The following is a 25,268-nucleotide window of genomic DNA, read 5'->3' as shown; positions in this document are numbered from 1 at the left end:
GTTCGAAACAACGCGCCCGCGCGATCGATGGCGCGCACGGCGCCACGGTCATTTCGCGGCGGGCGCCACCCGCAACAGCCGGCCGTTGGAATTGTCCGTGAGCAGCCACAGCGCGCCATCCGGCCCCTGGCGCACATCCCTGATCCGCTCGCGCAGGTTCTGCAGCAGACGCTCCTCCGAGGTGACGGTGTTTCCGTTTAGCGTCAGCCGCACCAGCATCGCGCCGCGCAGCGCGCCCAGGAACAGGCTGCCGTCCCATTTCGGAAACAGTTTTCCGGTGTAGAAGGCCATGCCCGACGGCGCGATCGACGGCACCCAGTATTTCAGCGGCTGCTCCATGCCGTCCTTGGCCGTGGCGTCGTGGATTTTCGCGCCGGAATAGTCGATGCCGTAGCCGATCACCGGCCAGCCGTAGTTCTTGCCCTTGCCGATCAGGTTGACCTCGTCGCCGCCGCGCGGGCCGTGCTCGATCTCCCAGAGTTCGCCTGACGTCGGATGGATCGCGAGCGCCTGCGGGTTGCGATGGCCGTAGCTCCAGATCTCGGCCTTTGCGTCGGCACGGCCGACGAACGGATTGTCTGGAGGTACCGAGCCGTCGGGCGCGATGCGGATCACCTTGCCGAGATGATTGTCGAGGTTTTGCGCCTGGTCGCGATAGGCAAAATGCTCGCCGAGCGTGACGAACAGGTTTCCGTCATCGGCCTGCGCGATGCGGCAGCCGTAGTGATTGCCCGTCGACAGTGGCCCCTCCTGGCGGAAGAGAGCCTTGACCTTGTCCAGCCGGTCCGCGCCGTCGGCGAGCCTGGCGCGCGCGACCGCGGTGCGTCCGCCGCCTTCGCCTCGCTCGGCGTAACAGAAATAGATCGTCCTGTTCTGTGCGAAGGATTTGTCGGTGACGATGTCGAGCAGGCCGCCCTGGCCGGACGCGAAGACCTTGGGCACGCCGTTGAGCGGAGGCGAAATCTGTCCGTCCACTGAGACGATGCGCAAGCGGCCCGGACGCTCGGTCACCAGCATCGTTCCGTCAGGCAGGAAGGCCAGCGCCCAGGGATAGAGCAGGCCTCGCGCGACGGTCTTGACCTCGAGTTCGCCCGCCGACGAGTCGAATGCCGGCTGCTCGCCGCGGCTGCCGGTCGCGATCAGGAATGAGAGGGCAACCAGGATCGCTACCGTCAGCGTAACGCTCACGAGGCCGACTTGTGCCTTCATCCTGATCCACATCGCGATGCTACCCATCGCGCGTTCGCTAGTGATGCAAACAAACGGTCGTTGACGTCACGGGAAGGGCATGGCGACGGTGGCCTTGATCGACAATACCGTCAGGGTGACCATGAGGCAAAGCGACAGCGTGCCGAACGCGAGCGAGGTGGCGATGGCACCGAGCAACCGGGAAGATGCAACGGGCGCGCGGCTGCCTTCGAAGCCGACCGCGCCGGGTGACCGTATCATTGGTCCGATCCTTGTTGCGCGGGCGAATCACCCGCGATGTCACAAAGACTTCGCAGTCAGGATCGGCAACAATGCGGCGGCGAACCGGCTCAAGATGGCGGAATTGCGACAAAGGTTAATGTTTTGCCCACTATTGTTAACCTTTGAAGGTCGGCTCGCGGGAATGTGAGCCCGCTGGCCCTATGCGTGGGCGGCGATGCCGGGCTGGTCGTCGACCACGGTCTGCGGCCGCCAGTCCATCGTGACGAAGCCCGGGGTCTGCTCCACCCGCCGCAGCCAGGCGCGGATGGCGGGGAAGGTGGCGAGATCGTAATCGCAGTGGTCGGCGACGTGGGTGTAGCCGTACAGCGCAATGTCGGCGACAGTCAGTTGCCCCGCAGCGAAATAGGCGCGGGTCTTGAGATGGTTCTCCATCACCTGAAGCGCTGCATAGCCGCGCTCCATCCAGTCTTCCAGCGCATGCGTCTGCAGGTCGCGGCCGCCCTTGACCAGCGACAGCCAGAAGTAGGCGGCGCCGATATTCGGCTCCAAAGCGTGCTGCTCGAAGAACATCCATTGCAGCGCTTCTGCGCGTTCGACCCGCGATTCCGGCGCCAGCGACGTGCCGCCGCAGACATACCAGAGAATGGCGTTGGACTCGGCGAGATAGCGTCCTTCGGCGACTTCCAGCAGCGGCACCTGGCCGCTCGGGTTCTTCTCCAGAAACTCCGGCGTGCGGCTTTCGCCGCGCAGGATGTCGACTTCGATCGCCTCATAGGGCGCGTTGAGCAGCGACAGCGCAAGGCGGACCTTGTAGCTGTTGCCGGAGCGCTGCATCGAATAGAGCTTGTACATCGTGTTGGCTTCACTCCGGTCGAGGGCGCACGCGGTGGTCGAACGATCCAGACGCTCTCGCGCCGCAACGCGACTAAACAATGATGCCGATACGAATGCGTCGCAAGGCCCGCACAATGGAAAAAGTCGAAAACCTCTACTGCACTGCACGCGTGCAGCATGATGTGCCACGGCGTGGCATTCACGCGGCCGAGAGCAGATCAGCGGATCGATGCAATCCTGCGCGACGCTGCTCCGTTGCACGCCGGCCGCAGATGCGAATCGCGGTCAGACATCCTGACGTTGAGCTGGTGCCGCCGAGGCAATGACAGCCTCCTCGAACCGTCGGCCGCTCCGGGGATCCGGGGAACATGGCCTGCTCTCTGCATGTGAGTTGCGACTTGCCGGATATGAGTCAATCCGCCACGGAACTTTGCGAATATTGCGCTGGCATTGCTCCGATCGTACCGAGCCCGCGCCACATCGGCCAAAGTTTGACCCGTATTCGGCCAAGCTTCTTGCGGTGCAGCGCCCAGCGCCTTAGGGTGCGGCGTTCCCATCAAAAAGAGTCGTGAATTTAAGAGTTCACGACGTTTGCCAGGAGATGATGATGCCCTTCCTGTCTGCCTCGCTCGCCCGCGTGAAGCCGTCCGCGACGATCGCGGTCACGGACAAAGCGCGCGCGCTGAAAGCGGCGGGCCGCAACGTCATCGGCCTCGGCGCCGGCGAGCCGGATTTCGACACGCCGGCCAACATCAAGCTGGCGGCGATTCATGCGATCGAGGCCGGCAAGACCAAGTACACCGATGTCGGCGGCATTCCCGAGCTGAAGGAAGCGATCATCGGCAAGTTCCAGCGCGAGAACGGCCTGACCTACAAGCCGAACCAGATCATCGTCGGCACCGGCGGCAAGCAGGTGCTCTACAACGCGCTGATGGCCACCCTCAATCCCGGCGACGAGGTGATCATCCCCGCGCCCTACTGGGTGAGCTATCCCGAAATGGTGGCGCTCGCCGGCGGCGAGTCGGTGCCGGTGGTGTGCCCGGCGTCGAACGGCTTCAAGCTGCGCCCCGACGATCTTGAAAAGGCGATCACGCCCAAGACCAAGTGGATCATCCTGTGCTCGCCGTCGAACCCGACCGGCGCCGCCTATTCACGCACCGAGCTGAAGGCGATCACCGATGTGCTGGTCAAGCATCCGCATGTCTGGGTGATGACCGACGACATGTACGAGCATCTCGTCTACGACGATTTCGAATTCGTGACGCCGGCGCAGATCGAGCCGAAACTCTACGAACGCACGCTCACGGTGAACGGCGTGTCGAAGGCGTATTGCATGACCGGCTGGCGCATCGGCTACGCCGGCGGCCCGGCCGAACTGATCAAGGCGATGGCGACGATCCAGTCGCAGTCGACCTCGAACCCGTCGTCGATCGCGCAGTGGGCGTCGGTCGAGGCGCTGAACGGGCCGCAGGACTTCATCCCCGTCCACAACAAGGTGTTCAAGGAGCGTCGCGACCTCGTGGTCTCCATGCTCAACCAGGCCAAGGGCATCGAATGCCCGCGGCCCGAGGGCGCGTTCTACGTCTACCCGTCCTGCGCCGGCACCATCGGCAAGACCTCGCCATCCGGCAAGGTGATCGCCAATGACGAGGACTTCGTCACCGAGTTGCTCGAGAGTGAAGGCGTCGCCGTCGTGCAGGGCTCCGCGTTCGGTCTCGGCCCGGCGTTCCGGATCTCCTATGCGACCAAGACCTCCGATCTCGAAGATGCCTGCAAGCGCATCCAGCGCTTCTGCGGCAATCTGAGATAAGAAGCGCTTTGCGACCCGAGCCGTCCCGCAATGCGGGACGGCTTCGATCGTTGACAAACCCCACCGAAAATCGACGGGGTTCGTCAGCGCTCTGAGGCCCGCGCGAGCGGGCCTTTTTGTTGGATTGATTGAATTGTGGCATAGAACGTCCAACGCTGTGGGCTCAGTCTTGTTCGAGCTTCTCTGCTCGCATCACTTTTCCTTCCGGAGATTACTTCATGCGTCGTTCCCTCATCCTTGCCGCGGCCGCGATCGCCGCACTGGCTTCCTCGATCGGTGACGCCAGCGCGCAGCAGGTGCAGCGCGTGCAAGTCGGCGTGCTGGAGTGCCGTGGCGGCGCCAGCGTCGGATTCATCGTCGGTTCGGTCACCAATCTCGGCTGCGTGCTGCGTGCCGGCGGAATGCCGGAGGACCGCTACATCGCCACCATCCGTAAAGTCGGTCTCGATCTCGGCATCACGCAGGAATCGGCGCTGGCCTGGGCCGTGTTCGCACCGGTCGCGCAGCTCGGGCCCGGCGGCTTGTCGGGCGACTATGTCGGCGCGCAGGGCAGCGCGACGCTCGGCGTCGGCGTCGGCGGCAATGTGCTGGTCGGCGGCTCCGCCAATTCGATCGCGCTGCAGCCCCTCAGCCTGCAGGGCCAGGTTGGCGTCAGCATTGCTGCCGGACTGGAGGCGCTGGAGCTGCGGCCGGGGCGTTGAGCGGAGTTCGTTCCGCGTCGTTGCGCGGAGCGATGGCAACGCATCGATCCGTGTCGCCGCTGTCGGCCGGCGCTACGTTCGCTTCATCGAGCGGATGTCTCAGCAGGGGCAGGAAACCGGCAAGCCAGATCGCGAAGGCCAACGACCAAAGAGAACCGCTGAAGGTATAATGCCCGCCCAGCAGGAAGCTGGCGATCCCGATTTCGGGCAACACCCTGACGAGGCCGGCCGCGATCATGACGACGACGGCGGCATGCGCCTGCCAGGGCAGATCGAGCGTCCGGCCGGTGTGGCGAAGCCCCGCGATGATGAACACGCTCAGCACGGCGAGGCCGAGGCTCGCCACCGACAGCACGTGGAATCCTGTCGCCATGGCGAACGGAGCCCCCAATCCCGCCAGACCGATGAACAGGAATCCGGCACCCGCGAACAGATTGGCGGCAGCCAGCGCCAGCACGTGGGTTCGGAATACCGCGACGCCGATGAACCATTCGGCGAGGCGGTCGAAAAAAGCCGCTGCGGCCGCCAGCGCGAGATAGGCCGGTACGGTCGAATCCGGTGCGGCCAACGCCGCTCCTGCATAGAGAGCGACCAGCCCGGCCGTCAGGTTCTGGCGGCCGGGATGCGGACGGTACGGCGTGGTTTCGCCGCTCGGGTCGAGCGCAAGATTGATGATCGCGACATTGATGCGGGCGACGGCAAGGGAGAAAAACACCACGAAGACCATCAGGGCCGCATGGAGCAGCCGCGCCGCCACATCCGTCATGCCGGCCATCCAGGCGACGCGCACCGCCAGCTCGATCAACCAGAACAGGCCCACCCAGACGGCGAAGGACGCATGCCGCGTGCTGCCACGGTCGACCAGCGCCTTGAGGACGTACCAGAACAGCAATCCGAGAAAAGCGAGATCGGTCAGCGCCGCCACGCCAACGAGCGTGTCGAGCCCGACCATTCCGATCATCCGCCCCGGAAGAAAAAGCGCCAGCAGGATGAGCAGCGCACGGCCGCGGCGCGGCGGCGTGTCGGTCCATTCGGGCACCGCAGAGGTGAGGAAGCCGGCGAGCGCCGCGCCATAGGTGCCGAAGATCATTTCATGCGCGTGCCACTGGCTTGCGGGAATGTCGCGGGCAAACGGCAGCGCAAACACGAACACCGCAACCCATATCAGCGGCGAGAGCAACGCATGGCAGGCGGCGACGGGAAAGAATAGCCGCAGACCTTCGACGAGCCACGGGCTCGATGTGGAAAGTCCGTGCTCGGTGCGACACTGGACGGTCATCGGACACGCTCCCGCTCGCCGTCGAACAGCACGCGAAACGCCGGATCGCGCGACCACGTCTCCACCATCTCGAAGACCATGCGGTCGTTGCGCTCGCCCGGCCTGCCTTCGATGCGGCGGCTTGCGGACCGACCCTCGATGTTGCCGGACAGCACGACGAGCCGATGCGCGACACGAATGGCCTCGGCGAGATCATGCGTTACGAACAGCGCCGAGAAATGCTCGCGCGCCGCAGCTTCGATCACCAGGTCCTGGAGCGTGCGCTTGAGGCCGACATCGACGGCGGTGAACGGCTCATCGAACAGCACGAGGTCAGGATCGACGGCGAGTGCGCGGGCGACGGCGACGCGCTGGCGCATGCCGCCAGAAAGTTCCACGGGAAACTTGTCGAGGTCGGCCGCGTGCAGGCCGACTTCGCGCGCCCGTCGCTCCACGGCCGCCATCCGGGTGAGCGCCGCGGCGCCGAGCGCGCGCAAGCCGTAGCCGATGTTGTCGCGCGCCGTCATCCACGGCAGCAGCCGCGGCTCCTGGAACACCACGGCATGGCGTCGATAGGCGCGCCGCACCCGGCCGCGCAACGGATCGATCAGCCCGGCCGCGATCTGCAGCACCGTGGTCTTGCCGCAACCCGATGGTCCGATCAGCGCGACCACCTCGCCTTCGTCGAGCGACAGGTCGAATTTCTCGAACACGGGACGGCCGAGAAACGCATGGCCGACGCCTTCGAGCGCGAGCTTCATCGCTTGACCCCCCAGGGCAGCCCGGCCTCGCGCCAGCGTTCGAGCCGGTCGCGCAGCGGATGCAGAAACCCATATTCCGTGATCAGGGCGAAGGCGACGACGGCGAGGATCAGGGCCATCACTCTTGGAATGTCGAACAGCGCTCGCGCCGTCGCCAGTTCGCCGCCGATTCCGCCGGAATTGGACAGCAACTCGGCCATCACGGTCACTTTCCACGCCGTCCCCGCCGTCGTGGTCCATGCCGGAAAAAGATAGGAGATCAGATGCGGCGCGGTCACGGTGCGAAACCGCATCCAGATTCCCGCACCGAACGAGCGGGCCATGGCGTCGAGCGCGCGGTCGCGCGTCGCGACGCCTTCGAGGCCTCCGGCAAACGAAATCGGAAGCGAGGCGACGACGACGGTCACGACGGCGGAAGCGCCGGTCGATCCGAACCAGATCAGCGCCAGCACGATCCAGGCGATCGGCGGCACGCCGAGGATCACGGTGACGACCGGCCGTAGCAGCCGCATCGCGGCGAACGAATAGCCCGCGATTGCGCCGGCCGTCGTCCCGATGCCGACCGCCAGCACGAAGCCCGCGAGCGAACGCTCGGCCGTTTCCCGGGCCGCTTTGGAAAAGGCGGGTTCGTGAACGATCGCGACCAGCGCCTGCGCGGTTTCCAGCGGCGAGGGCAACACGAAGGAGCCGTAGAATTCATGGCCGGCCTGCCATGCCGCGGCAAGGCAGAACAGCCCTGCCAGCCCGGCCCAGGCCGACCAGACGTAGCGGCCCATCCATCCTGCCAGCGCAAGGCCATGCATCGCCGGCTTCACAATGCGTAGAAGGCGTCATTCGGCTGCTTGCCTCCGATGATGCGGGGATCATCCTGGGCAAGAAGGTCGAACAGGCTGGTGAGGTCGGCCCGCGCCTCGGAGGCCGCGCGCACGACCAGCCTGCTGTGGGGGATCGATTTTTCGACCATGGCCGCCGGCAGGTCGAGTGCTGCCGCAGCCTTCGCCGCGACCGCCGGATTCTTGATCGCCGCCTGCAATGCCTGGTCCAGCGCGGCGTGCAGCTTCGCAACACCGGAGGGACCGATCTCGGCTGCAAACCGGTCGGTGATCGCCAGTCCCGCCTGAGGGATCCGCGTGATGCCGGCAACTTTCTGCCATGCCTGCTGGCAATCGACGGCGCGCTCCAGGTTCTTCCAGAACGTCGCGGCCTTGGCGATCACTGCGCTGCTGGCGGGCTCGCTCAGCAGCGCGGCGTCGACGCGCCCGACCATCAACATTTGAACCGCTTCCAGCGGGGTGCCGGAATATTCGATCGTCAGGTCGGACGGCTTGACGTCGGCTGTAGCAAGCAGGCGGCGTAAGATGTAGTCCGGCATGTCGTTCCGGAACGGCACGGCGATCCGCTTGCCTTTGAGACCGGCGATGCCGGTGACGGTGCCGGCAGGCGCCACGACAAACAGCAGACCATCGGTCAACACGTTGACGAGGCGCAGGCCGAGGCCGCGATTGTACAGGTTGGCGGCGACATAGGTCGGAACGACGGTCGCCGCCATCGATCCCGAACTGATCCCCGCGCGCATCTCGTCCGGCGTTTTCCAGACCTTGAACGTCGCTTCCGGCGCGATCGGTTTCAGCAGGCCGCTGTCGATGGCTTGCGCCAGAATGACGGAAGGGGTCGCCGGAGGTCCCCAGAACGTCACCGGGCCTGCTGCGCGCCCAATCCGCGGTGCGGCAAGCACCGCCAATGGCAGGCCGGCGATCAATGTTCGACGGTTGAGCATGATGGTCTCCTCAATGATGCAAGGGCATGCTCTCGCCATGCCCGCACTAGAATCTCGCTTTCACGCCGGCGTAGAATCCGCGGCCGTCGCCGGGCAGGAAGGCTGCCTGATCCGGACGCGCCTGGTCGACGATCAGGGTCGACGACGCGTAGGTTTCATTGAACAGGTTGGTGATCTCGCCGAATACCGAGAAGGTCTTGTCGATCTTGTATTCGGTGCGCAGGTCGACCACGACGTAGGGATCGGCGTAGAGCGTGTTCATGTTGTCGACCGGGGTCCGTTCGGGACTCCAGCGGACGGCTCCCTGCAACCGCCAGTCTTCCGTCGCCTGAAACTGCAGCAGCGCATTGACGAGGTGACGGGGCGCGCCGGCAAGGCGATTATTGCCGCGCAGTGGATCGTCGTCGAAGCGGAAATCCTGGTAGGTGTAGGCAAGGCGGACCGAAAGCCGTTCGGCCAATCTGGCGCCGAACCCAAGTTCGATGCCGAAATGCGTGGTCCTGTCGGCATTGATCGCGCCTAGAGGCGCGCCGGTGGAATCGCGCAGGCTGAGCAATTCGTTGTCGACCCAGGAATAGTAGGTCACCGCGTCCCAGGAGAACCGGTCCGTTCGCCCTCTCCAGCCGGCCTCGACGGTGGTTGCGGTCTGGGCCTTGAGATCGGGCGTCGTGAAGGCTGCCGCTGCCAGTAATGGGCTGCCGGGCGCGGGCCTGCCCGGACTGGAATTGGGCGTACCGTTCACGGTGGCGAGAAGATCGTCATGCGTGGGCGGCTCGAAACTGCGGCTCAGTGCGGCAAAAACGGTATTGATGTTGTCGGGCCGGTACGACAGGGCGAGACTGGGACTCCATCCCTCATAGGAGCGCGAGTAGCTCGTGCTTTGCGTCGGCACCGCGCCGTTCGGCAACAGCATCGTGGGATTGGCGGGGTTGTAGGCGATGGTCGGTCGCGTCGGCAGCCGGTAGGTATCGTCATTGTCGCGCGTTGCGTGGGCGTAGGAGATGGCCGGTGAAAGCGTGAAGGCGGGCGCAATCGGGATGTTGAATCCGGAGTACAGCGCGAGCGTGGTGGCGTCGAGTTCGCTTTCTCCGAACTTTGCGCCGGTCTGGCCGGCCTGGTTGATGTAATTCTGGCGGCTCGCCGAGCCGGAGGTGAACTGGGCCGTGGTCTCGAACAGCGGCAGGACGGCAGCGCCGGGATTGTACGCGTAGCGCAGCAGCCCGGTGAGATCGCCACCCTGCGTCGCCCGGATGCCTGACGAGATCGGGAAGCGGAACGTGTCGTCGGTATGGGTGTATCCGATCGCTGCGTCGATCAGGTGGGCGTCGAACGTCGCCGTGGTTCTCGAACCCACCAGGAACTGGCTGGCATCGCGCCGCGGCTTGTCGCGCAGCACGTTGGGACCGGGATTGATGGCGACGCCGCCGACCACGCTTGGTCCGCCATGCACCTGGCGCGGATCGGCATACATCGCGCTCTTGGTCAGCGGTCCCGGCACGTCGAAGCCGATGTCGGTATAGCCGGCAAAGAAGCGCGTGCTGACATTCTCCGAATGCCTGACGCCGACATTGCCGCTGATGCTGACACGCTCGGAACCGTTGTAGGTGCGAAAGCCGTCGCGATGGCTGGCATCGAACTGGATGAGGCCGTCGACATTGTCCTTCTTGAAACCGGTCTGGCCGGCGATCCGGATCTGGCCGAAACTGCCGCCGCTCACCGCGATCTGCGTTCCCGGTTGGGTCGAGCCGGTCGGCGAGACGAAGTTGAGCGCGCCGCCGAGCACGGTCGCTCCGAGGCGGTTGGCCATGTAGCCGCGATAGACTTCGATCGCTTCGGCGAGTTGCGGGTTCGCAAAGCCGACGATGTAGGAGCCGTCGGCTCGGTTGATCGGCAGGCCGTTCTGCAGCACCAGAATGCCGCGCTCGACCGGATTTTGCTGCAGGCCGGAGCCTCGAATTTGAATCCGGGGCTGATCGTTGCCGCCGAAGAAGTCCTGGACCACGACGCCCGGGACGCCGCTCAACGCCTTCGATACGGTCAGATTCGCCGTGGTCGGGAAATCCTGCCGGGTAACGAGCGCGACGCCGCCGGCGAGAGCATTGAAGCGCGCGCGGACGATGGCCTCCGCGGCGGCGTCTGCAGCGACCGGGCTCGCGCGCATCGGCACGGGAGCGACGCGACGCGAACCCGCCGTTCGTCCGCGCGCGGCCGGCGGCGCGGCGGCGCGCCGCGGGGCCTCCACCGTGACCGGATCCAGCGCGACCGTGGCGCCCGGGCTGGCCGACTGTGCAAGACAGGTCTGCGCCAATCCGACCTGACCGGCACCCATCGACAGCAGCAGCGCCGACGCCCGTGCAAGCAATCCTGTACCTCGTGTGCCGCGCACGGATCCATCGCCCTGCGCCGCCCCGATCACCGTCTTCCCCGTCACAAACAACTCCCTTTGCCCAAGCGACATCGCCACGTCTGCCCAAGCCGTCGCCGAAGCGACGTCCTGGGCAGCGCATTCACTTCCAAGTTTGATCTGGATGGCGATCGGGCTGTCTTGATCGGCCGGCAAGTTGGATGCTCACGATGCCGTGCTCTTTGTGCTGGCGCAAAGAACGCCGGATCGACATTACTTTCGTTCTAAAGTTCGCTTCACCGTCGCTCTGCGGATCGTGCTTGATCCGTGTTCGAACGGGCCGAGCGCGGCGATCGGCTGAGCGGAATCAAGTTTGAGTTCCAGGCCGGGAAGGCGGAGGTAGAGGGCGGACGTCAACATGGACGACTGGATGCACCGCAGCGAAATTTTTCCCGCTTGCCAAAACGTCCCGACGGGCGGAGCATCCGAGGTCGCCGACCCAATCATGGGCCGAGCTCCAAAGGTAAGGAGGCGGCAATGGGACAAGACGTCAGAAGTCCCCGTGGTCCACGGTGCATCGCGCTGGTGGGCCCTTTCCAAAGCGGTAAAACCACACTTCTAGAAGCCATCCTGGCGCGAACGGGCGCCATTAAAAATGCCGGCAGCGTCGATGCCGGAACTTCCGTCGGCGATGCCAGCCCGGAGGCGCGCCACCACAAGATGGGGGTGGGCCTGAGCGCCGCCACCACCACCTTCATGGGCGACAGTTACACCTTTATCGATTGTCCCGGCTCGGTCGAGTTCGTGCACGACATGCGCGCCGCGTTGCCCGCGGTCGATGCCGCGGTCGTGGTCTGCGAGGCGGACGAGAAGAAGCTGCCGCAACTGCAGATCATCCTGCGCGAGTTGGAGGATCTCGGCATTCCGCGTTTTCTGTTCCTGAACAAGATCGACCGCGCCAACAAGCGCATCCGCGAGACGCTGGCGACGCTGCAGCCGGCCTCGCGCGTGCCGCTGGTGCTGCGCCAGATTCCGATCTGGAATGGCGATCTGATCGAGGGCTTTGTCGATCTCGCGCTCGAGCGCGCCTTCGTCTATCGCGAGCACAAGCCGTCCGAGGTCATTGCGCTGGAAGGCGGCAATCTCGACCGCGAGAAGGAAGCGCGCTTCTCGATGCTGGAAAAGCTCGCCGACCATGACGACGCGCTGATGGAGCAACTGCTGGAGGATATCCAGCCGCCGCGCGATGCGGTGTTCGACGACCTCGCCCGCGAACTGCGCGAAGGGGTGATCTGCCCGGTGCTGCTGGGCTCAGCCGCGCGCGAGAACGGCGTGCTGCGGCTGATGAAGGCGCTGCGGCATGAAGCGCCCGCTATTGCCGAGACGGCAAAACGCCTCGGCGCATCGTCGCAGAAGGATGCGCTGGCCTATGTGTTCAAGACGGTGCATCTGCAGCATGGCGGCAAGCTGTCGCTGGTGCGGATGCTCGCCGGCCATCTCGACGACGGCGCGACGCTGCAGTCCGCCTCCGGCGAAGCCGGGCGAGTGTCCGGCATCCTCGCCGTCAACGGTGCGCATGACAGCAAGCGGCCATCGGCGGAGGCCGGCGACACCGTGGCGCTCGGCAAGCTCGACGCGATCAAGACCGGCGACACCGTGTCCAGCGGCAAGACCGCGCCGCAGGCCCTGGTGCAGGTCACGCCCGCGGCGCCGGTGCTGGCGATGTCCCTCTCGGCGACCGATCGCAAGGACGACGTCAAGCTCGGCCAGGCGCTGTTGCGGCTGAACGAGGAGGACCAGTCACTGACGATGATCCAGAACCCGCGCACCCACGACATCGTGCTGTGGGGGCAGGGCGAGATGCATCTGCGCGTCGCGCTCGAACGCCTGCGCGACCGCTTCGGCGTCAATGTCAAATCGCATCCGCCGGCGATCGGCTATCAGGAGACGATCCGGAAATCGATCACCCAGCGCGGCCGCCACAAGAAGCAGTCCGGCGGCCATGGCCAGTTCGGCGACGTGGTGCTCGACATCAAGCCGATGCCGCGCGGCACCGGCTTCGAATTCCACGAAAAGGTGGTCGGTGGCGCGGTGCCGCGCAACTATATCGGTGCGGTGGAGGAGGGCGTCGTCGACAGCCTGGCCAAGGGGCCGCTCGGCTTCCCCGTCATCGACGTGCAGGTGACGCTGACGGACGGCTCCTATCACAGCGTCGACTCCTCCGATCTGGCCTTCCGCACCGCCGCGCGGATCGGCATGAGCGAGGGGTTGCCGCAGTGCCAGCCGGTGCTGCTTGAGCCGATCCATACGGTGGAGATCGTCTGTCCGAACGAGGCGACCGCGAAGATCAACGCCATCCTGTCGGCGCGGCGCGGCCAGATCCTCGGCTTCGACACCCGCGAGGGCTGGTCGGGCTGGGACTGCGTGCGCGCCACCATGCCGGAGGCGGAGATCGGCGACCTCATCGTCGAGTTGCGCTCGGCCACCGCCGGCGCCGGCAGCTTTACGCGCACCTTCGACCGCATGGCCGAAGTTACGGGCCGAGCCGCCGACCAGATCATCGCCGCGCACCGCGTCGCGGCGTAGCTCCTGACGGGGATCATCGCGGCGCGACAGCCGCGGTGATTCCCGTTCGGCTTGACACGCCTCAAGAGAAGATAAATTGATCGTTGTGGCCGGGTTCATCCCGGCCATCGACGTCTTCGAGGAGGTTGTTGTCGTGACTAAACCCCCCGCCGCCTGCCTGATCGGCTGGCCGGCCGCGCATTCGCGCTCGCCGCTGATCCATCATTACTGGCTGCGGACGCTCGGCATCGAGGGGGGGTACGTCATCGAGGCGGTGCCGCCGGACGAGTTCAAGGATTTCATCTTCCGCCTGTCGCTGCGCGGCTTCGTCGGCGCCAACGTCACCATCCCGCACAAGGAGCGCGCGCTGGCGCTGTCGAAGCCGGATGCGCGCGCCCGCGCGGTCGGCGCTGCCAATACGCTCTGGTTCGCCGACGGCGAACTGTGCTCGACCAACACCGACGTCGAAGGCTTCATCAACAATCTCGACGCCTGTGCCAGGGGATGGGACAGTTGCGACGAAGCGCTGGTGCTGGGCGCCGGCGGCTCCTCGCGCGCCGTGCTGTTCGGCCTGCTCGAGCGCGGCGTCAAGCGCGTGCATCTCGCCAACCGCACGGTGGCGCGCGCGCAGGCGCTGGCCGGTCAGTTCGGCGAGCGCGTCGTGCCCGTGGCGTGGGATGCGGTCGGCGATCTTCTGCCCCGCACAGGCATTCTGGTGAATACGACCTCGCTCGGCATGAAGGGCCAGCCGCCGCTGCAAATCGACGTCGCCCTGTTGCCGCGCGAGGCCGTCGTTGCCGATCTCGTTTACGTGCCGCTCGACACGCCGCTGTTTCAGGCTGCACGCGCGCGCGGCCTGAAGACGGCCGATGGGCTCGGCATGCTGCTGCACCAGGCGGTCCGCGGCTTCGAATTGTGGTTCGGCCGGCACCCCGAGGTGACGGCGGAGCTTCGCGCGCTGGTCGAAGCCGATCTCACGAATAGCTGACCGGCCGTTCGCGCGGCACCGGCGAGGGCTCGCGGCCGCATGATCTGCGTCCCAACTCGACCATGACCAATGCCACGGTGGCGGATTCGGTGGTCGGCAATGACGGCCATACCCTGACGATCAAGTATCTCCGCCGACAAGTCCGACCTCAAGGTCGGCGCCAAGATGATCGCCGCCATGAAGAAGCTGCAGCGTCGGCCGCGACGGGATGACCCCGCCGATGTGACGCGGCTGATCTTCTGAGGCGTCGGAACGCGCAACTCTTTGCGAAGAGTGACTAGCCGCTCGCTGCCCTCTTCGCCCAGTCCAGCGAACTGGCCGTTATCTGCACTGCCTCGCCAACATCGACGACAGGAATGACATCAATGTCGTTCCAGTAATTGTACTTCGATACGAAGGCGGTGATGACCTTCGGGTCGTTGGCCTCCGCCAGGACATAGCCGCCCCTTCCGGTGAGATCGGAGACGAACGCGTGGATCGTCAGACCATTCTCTTCCTCCGGCTTCCATTTGCTGAACGCCGTCAGCAGCGATTGCGACCCCGCAAAATTCTGGTCGAAGGAAAGGCCTGCTGTGCGAACGGTGTACTCGATCACGTATTTCATGATCCCTCCAAAGGCTTGGAACAATAGACCTGGGACACCAGACTTGGGACAATAGACTTGAGACAATAGGCTTGGGACAATACCCAGCACTTTGCCAAAGACATGCAGCGGCATGTTCGGCCATTGATTCAGATCAATGGAATGTCGCACGCACGGCCATTCGCCGGGCATTCCGATGCCGGGTTCTTGCGCACCTTCAAGGAGGCAGACGGGATATTATTCCACCACAAGGGGAGGCGGAAACGAGGAGCCGGGCGGCCCGGAATACCTGCTCGCTTCCGGTGTTTGCGAAGAGTTGGGCGCCAAACACAAGCCGGGAGGATCATCATGCAAAAATCATCGTCATGGCCGCGCCTGTTCGCGGCAACGCTCGGCCTTGCCGCGCTGTTTGCGGTCGAGGCCGCGGCGCAGCAGCCGCCGACCGTCCGCATCCGCGGCACCATCGAAGCCGTCGACGGTCCCCTGCTGTCGATCAAGTCGCGCGAGGGTGCCGACATGAAGGTGAAGACCACCGATAACGTCGTGGTGTTCGCCGTCGTCAGGACCGAGTTGTCGGAAGTCAGGGAAGGCTCCTATATCGGCGTCACCGGCATGCCCGAGCCTGACGGCACGCAGCGGGCGGTCGCGGTGCACATCTTCCCCGAGAACCAGCGCGGCGCGGCCGAAGGTTTTCGCCCCTGGGACGCGCGGCCGAACTCGACCATGACCAACGCCACCGTGGCGCAGACGGTGAAAGGCACCGACGGCCAGATCATCCTGGTCAAATACAAGGACGGCGAGAAGAAAGTTGTGGTGCCACCGGATACGCCGGTCGTTACCTTCGTCGCCGGCGACAGGTCCGAACTGAAGCCGGGCGCCAAGATCATCATCTTCGGCGCAGCGAAGAAGGACGACGGTACGCTGGAGGCCAATCGCGTCAATGTCGGCCGCGACGGCGTTACGCCGCCGATGTGACCCGACGCTCTATCCTCATGTCGTCCCGGATCGCGCTTCGCTTGTCCGGGACGACGGGGATGGAGCTTGCCTCAAACCGCCAGCAGATTGTCGTCGATCTCGGCGACCCTGTTGACGCCGCACAGGCCCATGGTGGTGAGCATTTCCTTGCCGAGGATGTCGATCGCCTTGGCGACGCCGGCCTCGCCGCCAGCACCGAGGCCATGGCAGTAGGCGCGGCCGATCATGCAGGACTTGGCGCCGAGCGCGATCGCCCGCACCATGTCCATGCCGGTGCGGATGCCGCCGTCGAACATGATCTCCACCTGCGAGCCGACGCTGTCGGCGATCTCGGGCAGCACCTCGATCGACGACGGCGCGCCGTCGAGCTGGCGGCCGCCATGGTTGGAGACCACGATCGCCTGCGCGCCGGTCTTGGCAGCGAGCTCGGCGTCTTCGACGTCGAGGATGCCCTTGAGGATCAGCTTGCCCGGCCAGATCGAGCGGATCCAGTCGATGTCCTTCCAGTTCAGCGTGGTGTCGAACTGCGACGCGGTCCATTCCGCCAGTTTGGTGAGATCCTCGGTGCCTTTGACGTGGCCGACGATGTTGCCGAAGCTGCGGCGCTTGCCACGCAGCACGCCCGCGACCCATGACGGCTTGCTGGCAAAGTCGACGAGCTTCGAGAGCGACCATTCCGGCGGCACCGTCATGCCGTTCTTGATGTCCTGGTGGCGCTGGCCGATCACCTGCAGGTCGACGGTCAGTACCAGCGCCGAGCATTTCGCCGCGATCGCGCGTTCGATCAGCGCCTTGATGAAGCCGCGGTCCTTCATCACGTAAAGCTGGAACCAGAACGGCTTGTCGACGGCGGCTGCAATCTCCTCGATCGAGCAGATCGACATCGTGCTTTGCGTGAAGGGGATGCCGGCCGCCTGCGCCGCGCGGCAGGCATGGATCTCGCCGTCGCCATGCTGCATGCCGAGCAGGCCGACCGGCGCCAGCACCAGCGGCATCGCGGCGGGCTCGCCGAGGATCGTGGTGGAGAGGTCGCGTTTGGAGACATCGACCAGGATGCGCTGGCGGAACTTGATCTGCTGCAAATCCTCGATATTGGCGCGCAGCGTGTCCTCGGTGTAGGAGCCGCGGTCGGCGTAATCGAAAAACGCCCTGGGAACCCTGCGTTTGTGCAACAGGCGCAGATCCTCAATGCAGGTGATGTGCTTCATGGACGTCCCGGCCCTTCTTGATTTTCGTAACCCCGGCGTCATCTAGCATGGTTGGATGGCCAGCCAAATCGCATCTCGTGAGGCGCCATCCCTTTTGAGAGGCATGCCATGACCGGACCGCGCACCGCTCCATCCGACGAGGCGAACTCGGACGCACGGGACGAGAAGCGCCGGCTCGATGACGCCCTGGAAGTGGGCCTGGAGGAGACCTTTCCGGCATCCGACTCGGTCAGCGTCACCCAGCCACCGCCCTCGAAGGCCGACCGCCGGGTCAAGCGTCGTTCCTCAAGGACGGCGCGATGAATCTGATAAAAACTAAGTAATATCAACGTTATATGCCGGAATGCGGTCGCGCCGCGCCGTAATGATTCATCATATTTTTTGAAGCCATTTTAGCGAGCGAGGAGGTATAACCCCTGCACGCTTCGATCGGGGGCGTTCGGCGAATAGTGGCCTGACGGTCCACATCCCGACATGGCTGGGGGTTTCATGAGCCGCAAATATTTCGGTACCGACGGCATTCGGGGCCGCGCCAATGGTTTGATCACGCCGGAGCTCGCGCTCAAGGTGGGGCAGGCGGCGGGCCTGGTGTTTCAGCGCGGCGACCATCGCCACCGCGTCGTCATCGGCAAGGACACGCGGCTCTCCGGCTACATGATCGAATACGCGATGGTGGCCGGCTTCACCTCGGTCGGCATGGACGTGCTGCTGCTCGGCCCGATGCCGACGCCGGCGGTCGCGATGCTGACCAAGTCGATGCGCGCCGATCTCGGCGTGATGATCTCGGCCTCGCACAATCTGTTCGAGGACAACGGCATCAAGCTGTTCGGTCCGCAGGGCTTCAAGCTGTCCGACGACGTCGAGAAGCAGATCGAGCAACTGCTCGACGAGCCGATCGACCGCCGCCTGGCGCAGAGCGCGAGCCTCGGGCGCGCCCGCCGCATCGACGGCGTCCATGACCGCTATATCGAATTCGCCAAGCGCACGCTGCCGCGCGAGCTGTCGCTCGACGGGCTGCGCGTCGTGATCGATTGCGCGCACGGCGCCGCCTACAAGGTGGTGCCGGAAGCGCTATGGGAACTGGGCGCCGACGTCATCGCGATCGGCGTCGATCCCGACGGTTTCAACATCAACAAGGAATGCGGCTCCACTTCGCCGGAGACGCTGGCCAGGAAGGTGCGCGAGATGCGCGCCGATATCGGGATCGCGCTCGATGGCGATGCCGACCGTGTCATCCTGGTCGATGAGCGCGGCCATGTCGTCGACGGCGACCAGCTGCTCGCGGTGATCGCGCAAAGCTGGAAGGAAGACGGCCGGCTCGCCAAGCCCGGCATCGTCGCCACCGTGATGTCGAATCTCGGGCTCGAGCGCTTCCTCGAAGGGCAGGGCCTCGGCATGGTGCGTACGCCGGTCGGCGACCGCTACGTGCTCGAGCAGATGCTGAGCCAGGGCTACAATCTCGGCGGCGAGCCCTCCGGCCACATCATCCTCTCCGACTATGCCACGACCGGCGACGGTTTCGTCGCTGCGCTGCAGGTGCTCGCCGTGGTGCAGAAGCTGCGCCGCCCGGTGTCGGAGGTCTGCCACCGCTTCGATCCGCTGCCGCAGATCCTGAAGAATGTGCGCTATCGCTCCGGCAAGCCGCTCGACAATGCCGAGGTGAAATCGGCGATCTCGGACGGCGAGAACCGCCTCAACGGCCACGGCCGCCTGCTGGTCCGCTCGTCCGGCACCGAGCCGGTGATCCGCGTGATGGGCGAGGGCGACGACCGCGACCTGGTCGAGGACGTCGTCGACCAGATCGTCAACGCGCTGGGCGACGCCGCCGCGGCATAAGCGCGTTTTATCGGGCGCGCCTATAGTGACTGATCGGTGGTGCGCAGCAGCGCATCGCAGCTATCGGCTAATGATGCTGGTCGCGCCAGCGCGTGGGGCGTAACAACATGTGCCCGCCCCGCAAATCCTGTCCGGGAATGCGCCGTTGAACAAGCCCGTCATCGTTTCGCAGGAGACCTCGACCGCGCCGGTCGTGGTGACGGATATTTCGCCCGGCCTTGCCGCCAAGGCGGCGGCAGCGGGGCCGGCCTATGTCGTGCTCGCCGGCATAAGCTTCTCCCATTTCCTCAATGACACCATGCAGTCGTTGATCGCCTCGGTCTATCCGATCCTGAAGGACGCCTACGCGCTCGACTTTGCGCAGATCGGCATGATCACGCTGGCGTTCCAGTTCACGGCGTCGCTGCTGCAGCCTTTGGTCGGACATTTCACCGACAAGAAGGCGCAGCCGTTCTCGCTGGCGATCGGCATGGGCTCCACCTTCTTCGGCCTGCTGCTGCTCAGCGTCGCGCATCTCTATCCGATCATCCTGATCGCGGCGGCGCTGGTCGGACTTGGCTCGGCGGTGTTTCATCCGGAGTCGGCGCGGATCGCGCGGCTCGCCTCGGGCGGCCGCTACGGCATGGCGCAATCGGTATTTCAGCTCGGCGGCAGCTTCGGCACCTCGATGGGGCCGGTGCTGGCGGCGCTGATCGTGGTGCCGTTCGGTCAGCCGTCGATCGCCTGGTTCTCGTCGATCGCGTTTCTGGCGATCGTGATCCTGTGGCGGATCGGCGTCTGGTACAAGCCGCAGATCGCGACGAAGAAGTCGGCAGTGATGGAGCGCCATCCGGACCATCCGGATTCGCGGCGCGTCAGGATCGCGCTTGCGGTGCTGGTCGCGCTGCTGTTCTCGAAACAGCTCTACGTCTCGAGCCTGTCGAGCTATTACATCTTCTATCTGATCGACAGGTTTCAGGTGTCGACGCAGGCCGCCCAGCTCTATCTCTTCCTGTTCCTCGCTTCGAATGCCGCGGGCGCGTATTTCGGCGGCCCGCTTGGCGATCGCTTTGGGCGCAAATACGTCATCTGGTTCTCGATCCTCGGCGCACTGCCGTTCACGCTGGCACTGCCCTATGCGGGTCTCGCCGCCAGCGCGGTGCTGACGGTGTTCATCGGCCTGATCCTTTCCTCGGCCACCTCGTCGATCATCGTGTTCGCCCAGGAACTGATGCCGCATCGCTTCGGCATGATCTCGGGCGTGTTCTTCGGCGTTGCCTTCGGCATCGGCGGACTTGGCGCGGCCGTGCTCGGCAGGGTGGCCGATCACACCGGGATCGCCTTCGTCTATCACCTCTGCGCATTCCTTCCGGCGCTCGGTTTGCTTGCGGTGTTCCTGCGGAAGATGCCGCAGCACGTGCGCTGAAGGATTCTCGCGCGGTGAGGGTGAAAGCCCGCCATATCCGAAAATTCATAACAGGGACGGCGGGCGGATCTTCTCAATACATCGTTAGGGTGTGTGGCGCTTGCGCTCGCTGCATCGAACCGCAAACAGCGTGAAGCAGTCAGAAATTGTCAACCTTAATAATTAGGGTTAAGCGCCGCTTAAACATTTAATGCCATCGTCCGTCCGTGGGTTTTTGAAGTGGGGCCGTTCGTAGTCAGCCTCATCCGACAAGAGGACGAGCCAATGCGTTGCGTTAAGTCGTTCATTGCCGCCGGTGCGGCAACTTTGTTATCCCAGGCGGCGTTCGCCGCCGACATGGCCATTGCGCCTCCGCCCTATGCGCCGCCGGTGATCGAGGATTTCGGCGGCTGGTATCTGCGCGGCGATATCGGTTTCTCCAATCAGCGCGTGAAGGATGTTCACTACACGCGTGAATCCGCCTACACGCCGCTCACCTCGTTCCAGCAGCAGTCCGCGTTCGATGCCGCCGGAATCTTCGGTCTCGGCGTCGGTTATCGGGTCAACAACTGGTTCCGAGCGGACCTGGTTGGGCAGTATCGTGGCAACTCCAATTTCAAGGCTACCGATCGCTTCACCGGTACGGCCGGCGGCGCCCCCTATAATGGGATCGACAACTACGGTGGCAGCAAGTCCGAGTGGCTGGTGATGGCCAACGCCTATGTCGATCTCGGCACCTGGTGGTGCATTACCCCGTTCATCGGTGCAGGCGTCGGTGGCGCGCGGGTCGCGATCTCGAACTTTACCGATACCGGGACGAACAACCTGCCATTCACCACGACGAGTTTCGCGAGCGCGCCGACCGGCTCGAAGTGGAATTTCGCATGGGCGGCCCACGCCGGCCTTGCATATCGGGTCAATCCGAATCTCGTGCTCGAACTTGCCTACAGCTATGTCAATCTTGGTGAAGGACGGACCGGTATTCTTTCGGATTTCACCGGTGTGACCACCAACAATTATTTCAGGTTCAAGGACATCACCTCGCATGACCTGAAGCTCGGCGTACGCTGGGATCTCAACAGCCCGCAGGTCTACGCACCGCCGCCGCTGGTAACCAAAGGTTAATCGCGGCCTCCATTCGTTAACGGCTGCCTGATGGCGCGGGATGTTTCCCGCGCCATTTTCCTTTGTGCTTCGCGGTGGGGCGAGGGCGGACCGAGAAAATACGCGTCAGCTTTCCGACAAGATTGCGCCATTCGACGTCCACGAAAACGATTGGTTAAGGTTAACAGGCGATGATCACGCCAAGTCAGGTTTGTCGGATGGAGCGTTGCAATGCGTCGATTCTTGCTGGTGGCGATGGTGTGCGGAGCGGTAACGGGGGCGCAAGCCGCAGACATGCCGGACCTGCCGTTTCTCCGCGGCAGCGTCACCGAGGGCCTGAGCAGTGCCCGGGTCAACTGGCAGGGCTTCTACGTCGGCGGCCAGGTGAGCTACGGCTCGGTCACCTCGAAAGTCGCGCCCGGCGCCAACAGCGACATGCAGGCACAATCGAATTACCCTCCGCCGCCCGGTGTCGGCTACCTTTGGCTGCCGCTGCCCAGCGCGCACGACAGCCGCACCGGCTTCGGCGGCTACTTCGGATACAACGGGCAATGGGAGGACGTCGTCCTCGGCGTCGAAGGCAATTACATCCACGACGGCTTCCGCTCGTCGTCCAGTTCGACGGGGATCTTTCGTAACCCGGATCTCTCGATCAACAGCATCACCAATTCCAACGCAGTGGTGAAACTGTCCGACTTCGGTTCGCTGCGCCTCCGCGGCGGCTACGTGATGGGCTGTTTCCTGCCTTACGCGTTTGCCGGCGGCGGTTTCGGCAACCAGACCGTCGATCGCGTCATTTCGGCTTCGCCTGGTTCGCTGCTGCCGGGGATCACCGCCGCCAGCAAGACCAAGCTGGTCTATGGCTACAGCGTGGGCGCGGGTGTCGACGTGATGCTGGTCGCCGGCCTGTTCATGCGCGCCGAATACGAGTACCGCCGGGTGACGTCGGATATCGAATCCAACATCAACACCGTGCGGCTCGGCCTCGGCTACAAGTTCTGATCCGGTCACGGCGCGGCAATGCCGCGCCGTTGACAGAGTTGCCGCCGCCTGTTGCACTGTCGCCCTCGCAGGGGCGGCACATGAAGATCTACGGCGACACCAACTCCGGAAATTGTCTCAAGGTGAAGTGGGTGTGCGATCATCTCGCGCTGCCCTACGGCTGGATCGCCGTCGATACGCTGAAAGGCGAGACGCGGACCGCGGCGTTTCTCAAGCTCAACGGCGCCGCCCAGGTGCCGGCGATCGAGCTCGATGACGGCCGCACGCTGGCGCAGTCCAACGCCATCATCCGGTATCTCGCCCGCGGCTCCAGCCTGATCCCCGCCGATGCGTTCGCGCAGGCGAAGATGGACGAGTGGCTGTTCTGGGAACAGTACAGCCACGAGCCTTATGTGGCGGTGTGCCGCTTCCAGATGTTCTATCTGAACAAGCAGGCCTCCGAGCTCGATCCCGAGAAGGTCAAGCGCGGCTATGCGGCGCTGGCGCGGATGGAGCAGCAACTCGCCGTCACGCCATTCCTGGTCGGCGAGACCCTCACGCTGGCCGATGTCTCGCTGCTTGCCTATACCCGCGTGGCGCATGAAGGCGGCTTTGATCTCGACGGCTATGCAGCGTTGCGCCGCTGGATCGGTGAGAGCGAGAAGGTTCTCAAGCTGCCGCCCGCGCGCTGACGTTGCGACGTCCATGGAACCTACGGCAGATCGCCGTGTTGCTCGAACGGTTGAAGCTACTACTCCGCGGTGAAAACCCCATGTCGTTGTCGCTGTGCGATCGGGTTAACAACCGATAAACTACGCAGGCGTCCCTGATTTTACCGACAGGGAACAGCAGGAGCCGGCGCCGGCCGTGGCTGAGGCCTCATCAATCGAGCGTGATACGCCCGAAGTTCCTTGACGATCGGACGCGATTCCCTTAATCACCGCCGCGGGACACCTCCCCCCAACGGGAGGCTTACTATCTGGAAGGATAGATCATGACCGCAGCGAAGCCCGCTTCGCGGCCGAACGTGCCGCATTTTTCCTCCGGCCCCTGTGCCAAGCGCCCCGGCTGGAATCCCCAAAATCTCAAGGACGCCGCCCTCGGCCGCTCGCACCGCGCGAAGGTCGGTAAAGCCAAGCTCAAGCTCGCGATCGAACTGACGCGCGAGGTGCTGGAAGTCCCTGCCGACCACAAGATCGGCATCGTGCCGGCGTCCGACACCGGCGCGGTCGAGATGGCGCTGTGGTCGCTGCTCGGTGCCCGCCCGGTCACCACGATCGCCTGGGAATCCTTCGGCGAAGGCTGGGTCAGCGACATCGTCAAGGAATTGAAGCTCAAGGACCTCACCAAGCTGCACGCCGGCTATGGCGAGCTTCCCGATCTCTCCAGGGTCGATCCGGCTTCCGACATCGTGTTCACCTGGAACGGCACCACGTCAGGCGTGCGCGTGCCGAACGCCGACTGGATCAAGGCTGATCGGCAGGGCCTCACGATCTGCGATGCGACGTCCGCCGCCTTTGCGCAGCCGCTCGACTTTGCAAAACTCGATGTGGTGACTTTCTCCTGGCAGAAGGCGCTGGGCGGCGAAGCCGCGCACGGCATGCTGATCCTCTCGCCGCGCGCGGTGGAGCGGCTCGAGACTTACAAGCCGGCCTGGCCGCTGCCGAAGATCTTCCGCCTGACCAAGGGCGGCAAGCTCAACCAGGGCATCTTCGAGGGCGAGACCATCAACACGCCGTCGATGCTGTGCGTCGAGGATTATCTCGATGCGCTGAACTGGGCGAAATCGATCGGCGGCCTCAAGGCCCTGATCGCGCGCGCCGACGCCAACACCCGGGTGCTGTCGGACTGGAAGGCGAAGACGCCGTGGATCGACTTCCTGGCGAAGGATCCCGCGATTCGCTCCAACACCTCGGTGTGCCTGAAGTTCACCGATCCCGCGATTACCTCGCTGACGGCGGATGCGCAGGCCGAGTTCTCCAAGAAGCTCGTTGCGCTGGTCGAGAAGGAAGCCGCCGGCTACGACTTCGCCTATTACCGCGATGCGCCGGCGGGCCTGCGGATCTGGTGCGGCGCCACCGTCGAAGCGTCCGACGTCGCGCTGCTGACGCAGTGGATCGACTGGGCGTTCGCCGAGACCAAGGCCGCGCTGCCGAAGGCGGCTTAACTCGTTCTCCTGTTAGCCGTCGTCCCGGCCAAGCGAAGCGCGAGCCGGGACCCATAGCCACAGCACGGAGTATGGGTCCCGGCTCTACGCGCCAAGAGGCGCTTCGGCCGGGACGACAGCGATTTCCCAAAGGATCACTCCAATGTCCAAACCCAGGGTTCTCATTTCCGACGCGCTCTCTCCCGCCGCCGTCCAGATCTTCAGAGATCGCGGCATCGAGGTCGACTTCCAGCCCAATCTCGGCAAGGACAAGGACAAGCTTGCCGAGATCATCGGCGACTATGACGGCCTCGCGATCCGCTCCGCGACGAAGGCGACCGCCAAGATCATCGACAAGGCCAGCAAGCTGAAGGTGATCGGGCGCGCCGGCATCGGCGTCGACAATGTCGAGATCCCCGCGGCGACCGCCAAGGGCATCATCGTGATGAACACGCCGTTCGGCAATTCGATCACCACCGCCGAGCATGCCATCACGCTGATGCTGGCGCTGGCGCGTGAAATTCCGCAGGCCGACGCCTCGACCCAGGCCGGCAAGTGGGAGAAGAACCGCTTCATGGGCGT

The 25,268-nt window shown here is 64.6% G+C and carries 22 protein-coding genes and 2 pseudogenes; 14 read left to right on the top strand and 10 right to left on the bottom strand.

Translation table 11 applies throughout. The features are described from left to right. Positions 1-48: 48 nt before the first annotated feature. From V7E26_RS12520 to V7E26_RS12510, 3 genes are all read right to left on the bottom strand, one after another. Positions 49-1,209 (bottom strand): PQQ-dependent sugar dehydrogenase, encoded by a 1,161-nt coding sequence (locus V7E26_RS12520; RefSeq protein ID WP_324416328.1) that lies wholly within the window; start codon positions 1,207-1,209, stop codon positions 49-51. A gap of 66 nt (positions 1,210-1,275) precedes the next feature. After that, a complete protein-coding gene (locus V7E26_RS12515; RefSeq protein WP_324416247.1) occupies positions 1,276-1,449 on the bottom strand; it encodes a hypothetical protein in 174 nt (57 codons plus the stop codon). Positions 1,450-1,629: 180 nt separating this feature from the next. Then, on the bottom strand, positions 1,630-2,283 hold the full coding sequence (locus V7E26_RS12510) for a glutathione S-transferase family protein (protein WP_324416245.1): 654 nt from the start codon (positions 2,281-2,283) through the stop codon (positions 1,630-1,632). Positions 2,284-2,872: 589 nt separating this feature from the next. On the opposite strand from V7E26_RS12510, the gene V7E26_RS12505 reads away from it, so the two are divergent. Next, on the top strand, positions 2,873-4,075 hold the full coding sequence (locus V7E26_RS12505) for a pyridoxal phosphate-dependent aminotransferase (protein WP_324416243.1): 1,203 nt from the start codon (positions 2,873-2,875) through the stop codon (positions 4,073-4,075). A gap of 218 nt (positions 4,076-4,293) precedes the next feature. Then, positions 4,294-4,776, top strand: a complete 483-nt coding sequence (locus tag V7E26_RS12500; RefSeq protein WP_324416241.1) for a DUF992 domain-containing protein — start codon at positions 4,294-4,296, stop codon at positions 4,774-4,776. Here the strand turns inward: V7E26_RS12500 and V7E26_RS12495 are convergent. The 5 genes from V7E26_RS12495 to V7E26_RS12475 are packed head-to-tail and all read right to left on the bottom strand — an operon-like array spanning position 4,727 to position 10,901. Then, the gene (locus tag V7E26_RS12495; RefSeq protein WP_324416239.1) at positions 4,727-6,055 is read right to left on the bottom strand and encodes an NnrS family protein; all 1,329 of its coding nucleotides are present in this window, start codon (positions 6,053-6,055) and stop codon (positions 4,727-4,729) included. The two genes, V7E26_RS12500 and V7E26_RS12495, sit on opposite strands and share 50 nt — an antisense overlap. Further along, the gene (locus V7E26_RS12490) at positions 6,052-6,795 is read right to left on the bottom strand and encodes an ABC transporter ATP-binding protein (RefSeq protein ID WP_324416237.1); all 744 of its coding nucleotides are present in this window, start codon (positions 6,793-6,795) and stop codon (positions 6,052-6,054) included. The genes V7E26_RS12495 and V7E26_RS12490 overlap by 4 nt, the downstream gene beginning before the upstream one ends. Further along, positions 6,792-7,598, bottom strand: coding sequence for an ABC transporter permease (locus V7E26_RS12485; protein WP_324416235.1), 807 nt, complete (start codon positions 7,596-7,598; stop codon positions 6,792-6,794). Before V7E26_RS12485 ends, V7E26_RS12490 begins: the two co-directional genes overlap by 4 nt. Before the next feature lie 8 nt (positions 7,599-7,606). Then, positions 7,607-8,572 (bottom strand): ABC transporter substrate-binding protein, encoded by a 966-nt coding sequence (locus tag V7E26_RS12480; protein ID WP_324416233.1) that lies wholly within the window; start codon positions 8,570-8,572, stop codon positions 7,607-7,609. 46 nt (positions 8,573-8,618) lie between these two features. After that, a complete protein-coding gene (locus V7E26_RS12475; protein WP_324416326.1) occupies positions 8,619-10,901 on the bottom strand; it encodes a TonB-dependent receptor family protein in 2,283 nt (760 codons plus the stop codon). 552 nt (positions 10,902-11,453) lie between these two features. Here V7E26_RS12475 and V7E26_RS12470 point away from each other — a divergent pair. The 3 genes and pseudogenes from V7E26_RS12470 to V7E26_RS12460 all read left to right on the top strand — a co-directional run. Further along, complete coding sequence (locus tag V7E26_RS12470; RefSeq protein WP_324416231.1) at positions 11,454-13,502, top strand: elongation factor G; 2,049 nt, start codon at positions 11,454-11,456, stop codon at positions 13,500-13,502. Between the two features lie 133 nt (positions 13,503-13,635). Beyond that, positions 13,636-14,469: a shikimate dehydrogenase gene (locus V7E26_RS12465; protein WP_324416229.1), complete on the top strand. Its 834-nt coding sequence runs from the start codon at positions 13,636-13,638 to the stop codon at positions 14,467-14,469. Between the two features lie 11 nt (positions 14,470-14,480). After that, positions 14,481-14,695: pseudogene (locus V7E26_RS12460) on the top strand (hypothetical protein); the annotation flags it as partial. Between the two features lie 51 nt (positions 14,696-14,746). Here V7E26_RS12460 and V7E26_RS12455 read toward each other — a convergent pair. Then, positions 14,747-15,073 (bottom strand): DUF3303 domain-containing protein, encoded by a 327-nt coding sequence (locus V7E26_RS12455; RefSeq protein ID WP_324416227.1) that lies wholly within the window; start codon positions 15,071-15,073, stop codon positions 14,747-14,749. A gap of 327 nt (positions 15,074-15,400) precedes the next feature. Between V7E26_RS12455 and V7E26_RS12450 the strand changes: the two genes are divergently transcribed. Continuing rightward, a complete protein-coding gene (locus tag V7E26_RS12450; protein WP_324416225.1) occupies positions 15,401-16,027 on the top strand; it encodes a hypothetical protein in 627 nt (208 codons plus the stop codon). Positions 16,028-16,098: 71 nt separating this feature from the next. On the opposite strand, the gene V7E26_RS12445 is transcribed toward V7E26_RS12450, so the two are convergent. Further along, positions 16,099-17,235, bottom strand: a complete 1,137-nt coding sequence (locus tag V7E26_RS12445) for an alpha-hydroxy acid oxidase (protein WP_324416223.1) — start codon at positions 17,233-17,235, stop codon at positions 16,099-16,101. A 108-nt stretch (positions 17,236-17,343) separates the two neighbouring features. Here V7E26_RS12445 and V7E26_RS12440 point away from each other — a divergent pair, with 108 nt between their 5' ends. From V7E26_RS12440 to V7E26_RS12405, 8 genes and pseudogenes are all read left to right on the top strand, one after another. Further along, positions 17,344-17,538, top strand: a complete 195-nt coding sequence (locus tag V7E26_RS12440; protein ID WP_324416221.1) for a hypothetical protein — start codon at positions 17,344-17,346, stop codon at positions 17,536-17,538. Positions 17,539-17,724: 186 nt separating this feature from the next. After that, positions 17,725-19,071, top strand: a complete 1,347-nt coding sequence (gene glmM / locus V7E26_RS12435; RefSeq protein ID WP_324416219.1) for a phosphoglucosamine mutase — start codon at positions 17,725-17,727, stop codon at positions 19,069-19,071. A gap of 145 nt (positions 19,072-19,216) precedes the next feature. Beyond that, positions 19,217-20,476: an MFS transporter gene (locus V7E26_RS12430; protein ID WP_324416217.1), complete on the top strand. Its 1,260-nt coding sequence runs from the start codon at positions 19,217-19,219 to the stop codon at positions 20,474-20,476. Between the two features lie 264 nt (positions 20,477-20,740). Next, positions 20,741-21,580 carry an outer membrane protein gene (locus V7E26_RS12425; protein ID WP_324416324.1) on the top strand — a complete coding sequence of 280 codons (840 nt, stop codon included), beginning with the start codon at positions 20,741-20,743 and terminating at the stop codon, positions 21,578-21,580. Positions 21,581-21,790: 210 nt separating this feature from the next. Further along, positions 21,791-22,561: an outer membrane protein gene (locus V7E26_RS12420; protein ID WP_324416215.1), complete on the top strand. Its 771-nt coding sequence runs from the start codon at positions 21,791-21,793 to the stop codon at positions 22,559-22,561. An 80-nt stretch (positions 22,562-22,641) separates the two neighbouring features. Beyond that, positions 22,642-23,232 (top strand): glutathione S-transferase family protein, encoded by a 591-nt coding sequence (locus V7E26_RS12415; RefSeq protein ID WP_324416213.1) that lies wholly within the window; start codon positions 22,642-22,644, stop codon positions 23,230-23,232. Between the two features lie 302 nt (positions 23,233-23,534). Beyond that, complete coding sequence (locus V7E26_RS12410) at positions 23,535-24,707, top strand: phosphoserine transaminase (protein ID WP_324416211.1); 1,173 nt, start codon at positions 23,535-23,537, stop codon at positions 24,705-24,707. Positions 24,708-24,849: 142 nt separating this feature from the next. Continuing rightward, positions 24,850-25,268, top strand: a pseudogene (locus tag V7E26_RS12405) (phosphoglycerate dehydrogenase); the annotation flags it as partial.

The organism is Bradyrhizobium sp. (assembly GCF_036735945.1).
In the GTDB taxonomy this organism is placed as follows: Bacteria; Pseudomonadota; Alphaproteobacteria; order Rhizobiales; family Xanthobacteraceae; genus Bradyrhizobium.
This window is presented reverse-complemented; position numbering and strand designations above follow the sequence as displayed.